Origin of the sequence: Streptomyces sp. DvalAA-14 (genome assembly GCF_900091855.1) — a bacterium.
Taxonomy (GTDB): Bacteria; Actinomycetota; Actinomycetes; order Streptomycetales; family Streptomycetaceae; genus Actinacidiphila.
In genome coordinates this window covers 1-8,764 of record NZ_FMCH01000498.1, presented here as the reverse complement: position 1 = coordinate 8,764, position 8,764 = coordinate 1, and the positions used below count along the sequence as shown (strand labels likewise).

Sequence of the window (8,764 nt, the reverse complement as noted above, 5' to 3'; positions counted from 1 at the left end):
TGACGGGGCGAACCCGGCGCCCTCGCGCCGACAGGTGAGGGGCGGTTGCGGCCGCCCCGGACTCCAGCCCGATCAGGCTGGCCGCGCAGTTCCTCGCGCCCCTGACGGGGCGAGGCCGGCGGGCGGCGCCGACAGGTGAGGGGCGGTTACGGCCGCCTCCGGACTCCAGCCCGGCGCGGGCCGGGCGCGTTCCGCCCCCAGACTCCGTCCGCGGGTACCCCCAGCGCCCCTGACGGGGCGAGGCCCGCGGGCGGCGCCCACAAGTGGGGGCGGTTACGGCCGCCCCTCGACTGCAGCCCGACGCCGGCTGGGCGCGCAGTTCCTCGCGCCCCTGGTGGGGCACCCCCCGCTTCGCCGGACCCGCGTTGGCGGGGGGAAAGTGGTTGGAACGGGGGCGGCGCGGCGTGCTGGAATGCGCGGGTGGATACCGGAGCGGTACGTGCGCTGTTTGATGAGCAGATGCGGCGGGAGGCGCCCGCGGAGCCCGGCTCGCGGGTGGAGCGGGTCGGCGGGGTGGTGCGGCGAGACGGGGGAGAGCGCGGACGGCTGGACCGGGGTGCTGTGGTCCGCGCTGGACGAGGACACCGCCGATGCCGCGATCGCCGAGCAGGTCCGGTGGCTGGCCGGGCCGGAGGGGGTCGGGCGGGAGTTCGAGTGGAAGCTGTACGCGCACGACCGACCGGCCGATCTCGGCGCGCGGCTGCTCGCGGCCGGCTTCACCCCGGAGCCGGCCGAGACGCTGATGGTCGCCGAGGTGGCCGCGCTGCCGCTCGACGTACAGCCGCCGGCCGGCGTACGGCTGGAGCCGGTGACCGACGCGGCCGGACTGGCGCTGATGGCGGAGGTCCACGCGGGCGCGTTCGGCGGCGACGACAGCCGGCTGAACGCCCGCCTGCTCGACCAGCTCACGCACCGCCCCGACGCCCTCACCGCGGTGGTCGCCATGGCCGGCGAGCGGCCGGTCAGCTCGGCGCGGATGGAGTTCCACCCGGGGACGGATTTCGCGAGTCTGTGGGGTGGCGGCACGGTGCCGGCCTGGCGCGGACGCGGGATCTACCGGGCGCTGATCGCCCACCGGGCCCGTATCGCCGCGGCCAGGAACATCCGCTATCTCCAGGTGGACGCCTCCGACGACAGCCGTCCGATCCTGCGGCGCCTGGGCTTCGCGCCGCTCGGCGTCACCACGCCGTACCTCCTCCAGGGGTGAGTGCTGTGCCGCGCGTCGCCCGGAGCGTGCCGCACGCCACGGACGATGCCGCTCGGCGCGGCCGGTCTACCCTGCCCGTATGACCACTTCACTGATCACCGGGGCGAGTTCCGGTATCGGCGCGGCCTTCGCCCGGCGGCTCGCGGCCGGGGGTCACCGCCTGGTGCTGGTCGGCCGCGACGAGGGGCGACTGCGGCGGACCGCCACGGAGTTGAGTGCCCGGTACGACACGACGAGCGAGGTGCTGCCGGCGGATCTCGCCGAGGAGGACGGGATCGCCGCCGTCGAGGCGCGCCTGCGCGAACCGGGGCGCCCGGTGCATGTGCTGGTCAACAACGCGGGGTTCGGGCACCGCGGAGTCTTCCTGGACGCCGCCGTCAGCGACGAGTTGCGCATGCTGAAGGTCCATTGCGAGGCGGTGCTGCGGCTCACCTCGGCGGCCGTGCCCGCGATGCGCGAGCGGCACCACGGCTTCGTCATCAACGTCGCCTCGGTCGCGGCCTTCATGCCCCGCGGCACCTATGGCGCCAGCAAGGCGTGGGTGGTCCGCTTCACCGAGGGCATCGCCCGGGAACTCGACGGCTCCGGTGTCCGCTTCCTCGCCCTGTGCCCGGGCCTGGTGCGGACCGAGTTCCACCGGCGCGCGGGCATGGACCCGTCCAGAACGCCCGCCTGGGCGTGGCTCAACCCGAACAAGGTGGTCGCCAGCGCCCTGCGCGACCTGGCGCGCGGCCGGATCGTCAGCGTGCCCGACCCGCGCTACAAACTCGCCGTCGCGCTGGCCCGGCACGTCCCGCCGTCGCTGTTCGCCGCCGCCTCGGGGCGCACGACGCGCGCGTACGACCCGAAGCTCTGATCGCGGCGGCCGCCGCCGCGCGCCGGAACGGCCGCGGCCCGGCCCGCCCTTCGGTGAAGGGCGGACCGGGCCGCGGCTCGGACGTGGCGCTGGTGCCGGGTGCGTCCGGTGTCAGTGGGAGTGGCTGTGGCCGCCGTGACCGGACTCGGCCGGCTCCTCTTCCTTCTTCTCGACGACCAGGGTCTCGGTCGTGAGCAGGAGGGAGGCGATGGAGGCCGCGTTCTCCAGCGCGGAGCGGGTGACCTTGACCGGGTCGATGACGCCGGCCTTGATCAGGTCGACGTACTCGCCGGTGGCCGCGTTGAAGCCGTGGCCCTTTTCGAGGTCGGCGACCTTGGCGGTGATCACGTAGCCCTCGAGGCCGGCGTTCTCGGCGATCCAGCGCAGCGGCTCGACGGCGGCGCGGCGGACGACCGCGACACCGGTGGCCTCGTCGCCGGTCTTGCCCAGGTTGTCCTCGAGCACCTTGACCGCGTGGACCAGGGCGGAGCCACCGCCGGAGACGATGCCCTCCTCGACGGCCGCGCGGGTCGCGGAGATCGCGTCCTCCAGGCGGTGCTTCTTCTCCTTGAGCTCCACCTCGGTGGCCGCGCCGACCTTGATCACGCAGACACCGCCGGCCAGCTTGGCCAGGCGCTCCTGGAGCTTCTCGCGGTCCCAGTCGGAGTCGGTCGAGGTGATCTCGGCCTTGATCTGGTTGATCCGGCCCTCGATCTCGGCCTTGTCGCCGGCACCGTCGACGACCGTGGTCTCGTCCTTGGTGACGGTGACGCGGCGGGCGCTGCCCAGCAGGTCCAGGCCCGCGTTCTCCAGCTTGAGGCCGACCTCCTCGGCGATGACGGTCGCGCCGGTCAGGGCCGCGATGTCGCCGAGCATGGCCTTGCGGCGGTCACCGAAGCCGGGCGCCTTGACGGCGACCGCGTTGAAGGTGCCGCGGATCTTGTTGACGACCAGGGTGGACAGGGCCTCGCCCTCGACGTCCTCCGCGATGATCAGCAGCGGCTTGGACGCGCCGGCCTGGATGACCTTCTCCAGCAGCGGCAGCAGCTCCTGGATGGAGGCGATCTTGCCCTGGTGGATGAGGATGTACGGGTCGTCGAGGACGGCCTCCATCCGCTCCTGGTCGGTGACGAAGTACGGGGAGAGGTAGCCCTTGTCGAAGGCCATGCCCTCGGTGAACTCCAGCTCCAGGCCGAAGGTGTTGGACTCCTCGACGGTGATGACACCGTCCTTGCCGACCTTGTCCATCGCCTCGGCGATCAGCTCGCCGACCTGCTTGTCCTGCGCGGACAGCGCGGCGACGGCGGCGATGTCCTCCTTGCCCTCGATCGCGCGGGCGGAGGAGAGCAGCTCGTCCGAGACGGCCTTGACGGCCGCGTCGATGCCCTTCTTCAGGGCGGCGGGGGAGGCGCCGGCCGCGACGTTGCGCAGGCCCTCGCGGACCAGCGCCTGGGCCAGCACGGTCGCGGTGGTGGTGCCGTCACCCGCGATGTCGTTGGTCTTGGTCGCCACCTCCTTGACGAGCTGGGCGCCCAGGTTCTCGTACGGGTCGTCGAGCTCCACCTCACGGGCGATGGTCACGCCGTCGTTGGTGATGGTCGGGGCGCCGAACTTCTTGTCGATGACGACATTGCGGCCCTTGGGACCGATGGTCACCTTCACGGTGTCGGCGAGCTTGTTGACGCCGCGCTCGAGCGCGCGACGGGCGTCCTCGTCGAACTTAAGAATCTTGGCCATGCCTGGGAACTACCTCGTCTACTCGTCAGTCAGGTGTCGTCGTCTGTCATCGGCAGGACGGTCAACGAAACCGCCCCGGGGCCCCCGGCCTGATGGACACGGAGAACCCGGGGCGGGATCACGGCTGTGCGGTGAAGCCGGAAGACTTACTTCTCGACGATCGCGAGGACGTCGCGCGCCGAGAGGACGAGGTACTCCTCGCCGTTGTACTTCACCTCGGTGCCGCCGTACTTGCTGTAGAGCACGACGTCCCCCACGGAGACGTCGAGCGGCAGCCGGTTGCCGTCCTCGAAGCGGCCCGGGCCGACGGCCAGGACGACGCCCTCCTGGGGCTTCTCCTTCGCCGTGTCCGGAATGACCAGGCCCGAGGCCGTGGTCTGCTCTGCATCGAGCGGCTGGACCACAATGCGGTCCTCGAGCGGCTTGATGGCAACCTTGGTGCTGGCGGTCGTCACGATCCGACCTCCCCCTTCAAAGGGCTCACGGGAGTGTCTGTCTGGGTCGGCGACCTGGTAGGCCCGTCGTCGCGGGTGCCGGACCTGCCCGTCGCTGAGTTCTGGCACTCAGCGGTGCCGAGTGCCAGAACTGAGACTAGGACGCTCTTAGCACTCGGTCAAGCGGAGTGCCAGTGGCGTGCTCCGGACGGGTGCATGCGCGCCCCCGGCGCGCAGTCCGGACGGGTCCGGTGCCGCCCCGCCGGGGGCGGCGCGGCGCCGGCCGCGCGGTGCCCGACAATGGTCCGGTGGATCCCGACAGCTTGCGCGACCTGCTGACCGAGGACGGCCGGGCGCTGCTGGCCGGCCTGCGCGACCACGATCCGGCCGCCGATCTGGCGGTGGCGACTCGGCTGCGCAGGACGTACGACGCCGGGCTGGTCTCGGCGGCGCTCGGGCAGGCGCGGCTGCGGCAGCGGGCGGTGGCCAAGTTCGGGCCGCGGGACGCGCACCGGATGTACTTCACGCCGGACGGCGTCGAGCAGTCCACCCGGACGACGGTCGCCGAGCACCGGGCCGAGCGCTTCCGGGCGCTGGGCGTGCGCCGGCTGGCCGATCTGTGCGGTGGCATCGGCGGGGACGCGATCGCGCTGGCCCGGGCCGGCATCGAGGTGCTGGCGGTCGACCGCGACCCGCTGACCTGCGCGGTGGCCCGGGCCAACGCCGAGGCGCTGGGGCTCGCGGACCGTATCGAGGTGCGCTGCGCGGATGTCGCCGAGGTCGCCACGGCCGGCTACGACGCGGTGTTCGTCGACCCGGCACGGCGCACCGGGCGCGGGCGGACCTTCGACCCGGAGGCGTACTCCCCGCCGCTGTCCTGGGCGCTGGCGGCGGCCCGTACGGTCCCGTTCGCCGCGGTGAAGGTCGCGCCCGGCATCCCGCACGAGGCGGTGCCCGCCGACGCCGAGGCGGAGTGGGTCTCGGACCGCGGCGACGTGAAGGAGGCGGCGCTGTGGTTCGGCACCGCCCCCGGCTCGGTACGCGCCACCCTGCTGCCCTCGGGGGCGGCGCTGCGGGCCGCGTCGCTGCCGCCCGACCCGGCGGTGCGGCCGGTGGGCCGCTTCCTGTACGAGCCGGACGGCGCGGTGATCCGGGCGCATCTGGTCGCCGCCGTCGCCGAGGAGGTGGCGGGCGGGCTCATCGACGCCACCATCGCGTATGTGACCGCGGACGCCTGGCGGCCGACGCCGTACGCCACTGCCTACGAGATCGGTGACGTGCTGCCGTTCAACCTCAAGCGGCTCAAGGCGCTGCTGCGGGAGCGGGAGGTGGGCACGCTGACGGTCAAGAAGCGTGGTTCGGCGGTGGAACCGGAGGAGGTCAGGCGCCGGGTCAAGCCGCAGGGTCCGAACGCGGCGACGGTCTTCCTGACCCGGGTCGCGGGAGCGCCCGCGATGCTCATCGGACGCAGGCAAGTTGACGGTGCGTCACGAGTGCGTCAGCTCTCCACCGAGACCGACACGAAGCGCCAGCGGTGCACTTGACGGCGCACCAACTCTTCCGGCGGGTCCGGCAGTTCGGGCAGCTCGGCGTCGTAGGGCTCCTCCCACCAGCTGATCACCAGCACCCGGTCGCCGGGCGCGACGAGGAACTCCAGCCGCCGGGGCGCGGCGGTGAGTTGCTGCCGCCGTGCCCAGTCGAGGAGTTGGGAGCCGCAACCCTCGGCGGCGGCGGCCTCCCACATCAGGGTGACGGTCATCCGTAGAGGTTGTCCTTGCTCAACTCGTGCACGTGGTCGTGGTCGTGGGAGTGGGCCGGGTCATGGGAGCGGGCCGGGTCATGGGAGCGGGCCGGGGCGTGGGCGTCCGCGGGGGAGTCGGCCTGCGGGTGGAGGTGGGCCTGCACCTCCAGTGCGGCGCGCACCGGACCGGACCCGTCCCCATGCGTGAACCCCGGCACCGACACCTCGGTGACCGGCAGCGAGGAGTCGGCCGGCAGGTCGAGGGTGGAGGCCGGGCGCCCGCGCGCGACCATCTCGGCGCCCAGGGCGGCGACCATGGCGCCGTTGTCCGTGCACAGGCCCGGGCGGGGCACCCGCAGCCGGATGCCGGCGTCCGCGCAGCGCTCCAGGGCGAGCGAGCGCAGCCGGGAGTTGGCGGCCACTCCCCCGCCGATCATCAGATGGTCGACGCCGTTGTCCTTGCAGGCCCTGATCGCCTTGCGGGTCAGCACGTCCACCACGGCCTCCTGGAAGGACGCGGCGACATCGGCGACCGGCACCTCCTGGCCGTCCCGGCGCCGGGCCTCGACCCAGCGGGCGACCGCGGTCTTCAGCCCGGAGAAGGAGAAGTCGTACCGCGGGTCCCGGCCGCCGGTCAGGCCGCGCGGGAAGGCGATGGCCGCGGCGTCGCCCTCGCGGGCGTAGCGGTCGATGGCCGGGCCGCCGGGGAAGCCGAGGCCGAGCACCCGGGCCACCTTGTCGAACGCCTCGCCGGCCGCGTCGTCGATGGTCGCGCCCAGCGGCCGTACATCGCCGGTGATGTCGGGGGCGAGCAGCAGCGAGGAGTGCCCGCCGGAGACCAGCAGCGCCATCGTCGGCTCGGGCAGCGGGCCGTGCTCCAGCTGGTCGACGCAGATGTGCGAGGCGAGGTGGTTGACGCCGTAGAGCGGCTTGCCGAGCGCGTACGCGTACGCCTTGGCCGCCGAGACCCCGACCAGCAGCGCGCCGGCCAGCCCCGGTCCGGCGGTGACCGCGATGCCGTCGAGGTCCCGGGCGCTGACGCCGGCCTGCCGCAGGGCCCGTTGGACGGTGGGGATCATCGCCTCCAGGTGGGCGCGGCTGGCCACCTCGGGCACCACGCCGCCGTAGCGGGCGTGCTCGTCGACGCTGGAGGCGATCGCGTCGGCCAGCAGGGTGTGCCCGCGCACGATCCCGACACCGGTCTCGTCGCACGAGGTCTCGATGCCCAGGACAAGGGGTTCGTCAGCCATGGATCTCTGTTTCCTGTACGCCCGGCTCGTCGCCGGCGGTGAGAGCGGGGTCGGGGTCGGTGCCGGACGGGACACCGGGGTCGGCCAGCCGCATCACGAGCGCGTCCACGTTGCCCGGCTGGTAGTAGCCCTTGCGCAGGCCGATGGGTTCGAAGCCGAAGCGCCGGTAGAGGCGCTGCGCGCGGGGGTTGTCGACGCGGACCTCCAGCAGCACCTCGTGGCACTCGGCGGCGGTGGCGGTCCGCAGCAGCTCGGTCAGCAGCCGGGCGCCGAGGCCGGTGCCCCAGTGGTCGCGGGCGGCGGCGATGGTCTGCACGTCGCCGGTGCCGGCCACCGCGGCGAGCCCGGCGTAGCCGACGAGCCGCCCGTCCGGTGTCTCGGCGACGACATAGCGCCGACTGGCCGCCGGGTGGCCGGCGTCGGCCAGTTCGGACCAGAACATGCCCCGCGACCAGGCGTCCTCGGGGAACAGGTCGTGTTCGAGCGCGGTGACGGCGTCCAGGTCCCACCAGCGCATGTCCCGCAGGAGGACGCCCCGGCCGGTGGCGGCGCCGGTGGCGGCGGCGGCCCCGGTCACTTCGGAAGTACCGCCTTGTAGCCGGCGGGGACCTGCGCGTCGGGCCGTCGCAGGTAGAGCGGCAGTGCGGGCGGGAAGGACTCCCCGGCCGCCAGGCGGTGCGCGGCGAGCGCCGCCAGCGCGCCGGCCGACTGATGCGCCGGATCGGGCCGGTGGTCGGCGAACACCTCGGGGTACAGGTGCGCGCCGGCCCCGACCGCGGGCAGGTCGCCGACCTGCTCGGCGATGTCCGCCGGGCGGTTCACGGCGGGTTCGGTGATCCGGAGCCGGGGCCCGTCGTAGCGGGCCCAGTAGACCTCTTTGCGCCGGGCGTCGGTGGCGACCACGAACGGCCCGTCGAGACCGGCCTCGCCGGCCGCCCAGGCCAGCCCGTCCAAGGTGCACAGCCCGTACACCGGTACGTCGAGGGCGTCGCCGAAGGCCGCCGCGGTCACCAGGCCGACCCGCAGCCCGGTGTACGGGCCCGGTCCGACGCCGACCACGACGCCGGTGACCTCGGGCATCGTCGCGCCGGCGGCGGTCAGCACCCGGTCCACGGCGGGCATCAGCAGTTCGCCGTGCCGGCGGGCGTCGACCACCGTGGACTCGGCGAGCACCCGCTCCCCGTCGTGCAGGGCGGCGGTGACGGCGGGCGTGGCGGTGTCGAAGGCAAGCAGGAGCACGCCTCCCAGGGTACGGCGCGCGCTCGCGGCGCCGGGGCGGTGGGCGGAACGGCTGCTACCGTCGGACCGGATCAAATACGCAATTCCCACCAAAGCGGACAGCAGAGGTCGGGCGGCGGAGCCGGGCGGCAGCGGGCGCGGGCGGATTGCGCCAACCGGCTGACATCCGCCCGGTTCCCGGCCGGCCGGCACGACGAGCGGAGGACGCGACCGTGACGAGGATCAAGGCCGGCGCGCTGGTCACCGGGCTCGTCGGGGCGCTCAGGCGCGTGGGCGCGCCGGGCGCGCTGGCCGACGCCG

The 8,764-nt window shown here is 73.8% G+C and carries 8 protein-coding genes and 1 pseudogene; 3 read left to right on the top strand and 6 right to left on the bottom strand.

The genetic code is table 11. The features are described 5' to 3' along the window. Nucleotides 1-420 precede the first annotated feature (420 nt). Together GA0115240_RS26675 and GA0115240_RS26670 are read left to right on the top strand one after the other, a co-directional pair. Nucleotides 421-1,207, top strand: a pseudogene (locus GA0115240_RS26675) (GNAT family N-acetyltransferase). Nucleotides 1,208-1,286: 79 nt separating this feature from the next. Further along, a complete protein-coding gene (locus GA0115240_RS26670) occupies nucleotides 1,287-2,063 on the top strand; it encodes an SDR family NAD(P)-dependent oxidoreductase (RefSeq protein ID WP_093740455.1) in 777 nt (258 codons plus the stop codon). A 111-nt stretch (nucleotides 2,064-2,174) separates the two neighbouring features. Here GA0115240_RS26670 and groL read toward each other — a convergent pair whose 3' ends face one another. Further along, nucleotides 2,175-3,800: a chaperonin GroEL gene (gene groL, locus GA0115240_RS26665; RefSeq protein WP_093740453.1), complete on the bottom strand. Its 1,626-nt coding sequence runs from the start codon at nucleotides 3,798-3,800 to the stop codon at nucleotides 2,175-2,177. A 146-nt stretch (nucleotides 3,801-3,946) separates the two neighbouring features. After that, nucleotides 3,947-4,255: a co-chaperone GroES gene (groES, locus tag GA0115240_RS26660; protein WP_093740451.1), complete on the bottom strand. Its 309-nt coding sequence runs from the start codon at nucleotides 4,253-4,255 to the stop codon at nucleotides 3,947-3,949. Between the two features lie 287 nt (nucleotides 4,256-4,542). On the opposite strand from groES, the gene GA0115240_RS26655 reads away from it, so the two are divergent. After that, on the top strand, nucleotides 4,543-5,778 hold the full coding sequence (locus GA0115240_RS26655; RefSeq protein WP_093740459.1) for a class I SAM-dependent methyltransferase: 1,236 nt from the start codon (nucleotides 4,543-4,545) through the stop codon (nucleotides 5,776-5,778). Here the strand turns inward: GA0115240_RS26655 and GA0115240_RS26650 are convergent. From GA0115240_RS26650 to tsaB, 4 genes are read right to left on the bottom strand one after another with little or no spacing between them, the layout of a single operon-like run. Further along, a complete protein-coding gene (locus GA0115240_RS26650) occupies nucleotides 5,733-5,993 on the bottom strand; it encodes a hypothetical protein (protein WP_093740449.1) in 261 nt (86 codons plus the stop codon). The two genes, GA0115240_RS26655 and GA0115240_RS26650, sit on opposite strands and share 46 nt — an antisense overlap. After that, nucleotides 5,990-7,225, bottom strand: coding sequence for a tRNA (adenosine(37)-N6)-threonylcarbamoyltransferase complex transferase subunit TsaD (tsaD, locus tag GA0115240_RS26645; protein WP_093740447.1), 1,236 nt, complete (start codon nucleotides 7,223-7,225; stop codon nucleotides 5,990-5,992). Before tsaD ends, GA0115240_RS26650 begins: the two co-directional genes overlap by 4 nt. After that, on the bottom strand, nucleotides 7,218-7,742 hold the full coding sequence (gene rimI, locus GA0115240_RS26640) for a ribosomal protein S18-alanine N-acetyltransferase (RefSeq protein WP_093740457.1): 525 nt from the start codon (nucleotides 7,740-7,742) through the stop codon (nucleotides 7,218-7,220). The genes tsaD and rimI overlap by 8 nt, the downstream gene beginning before the upstream one ends. 56 nt (nucleotides 7,743-7,798) lie before the next feature. Then, nucleotides 7,799-8,464, bottom strand: coding sequence for a tRNA (adenosine(37)-N6)-threonylcarbamoyltransferase complex dimerization subunit type 1 TsaB (tsaB, locus tag GA0115240_RS26635; protein WP_093740445.1), 666 nt, complete (start codon nucleotides 8,462-8,464; stop codon nucleotides 7,799-7,801). Nucleotides 8,465-8,764: the final 300 nt, after the last annotated feature.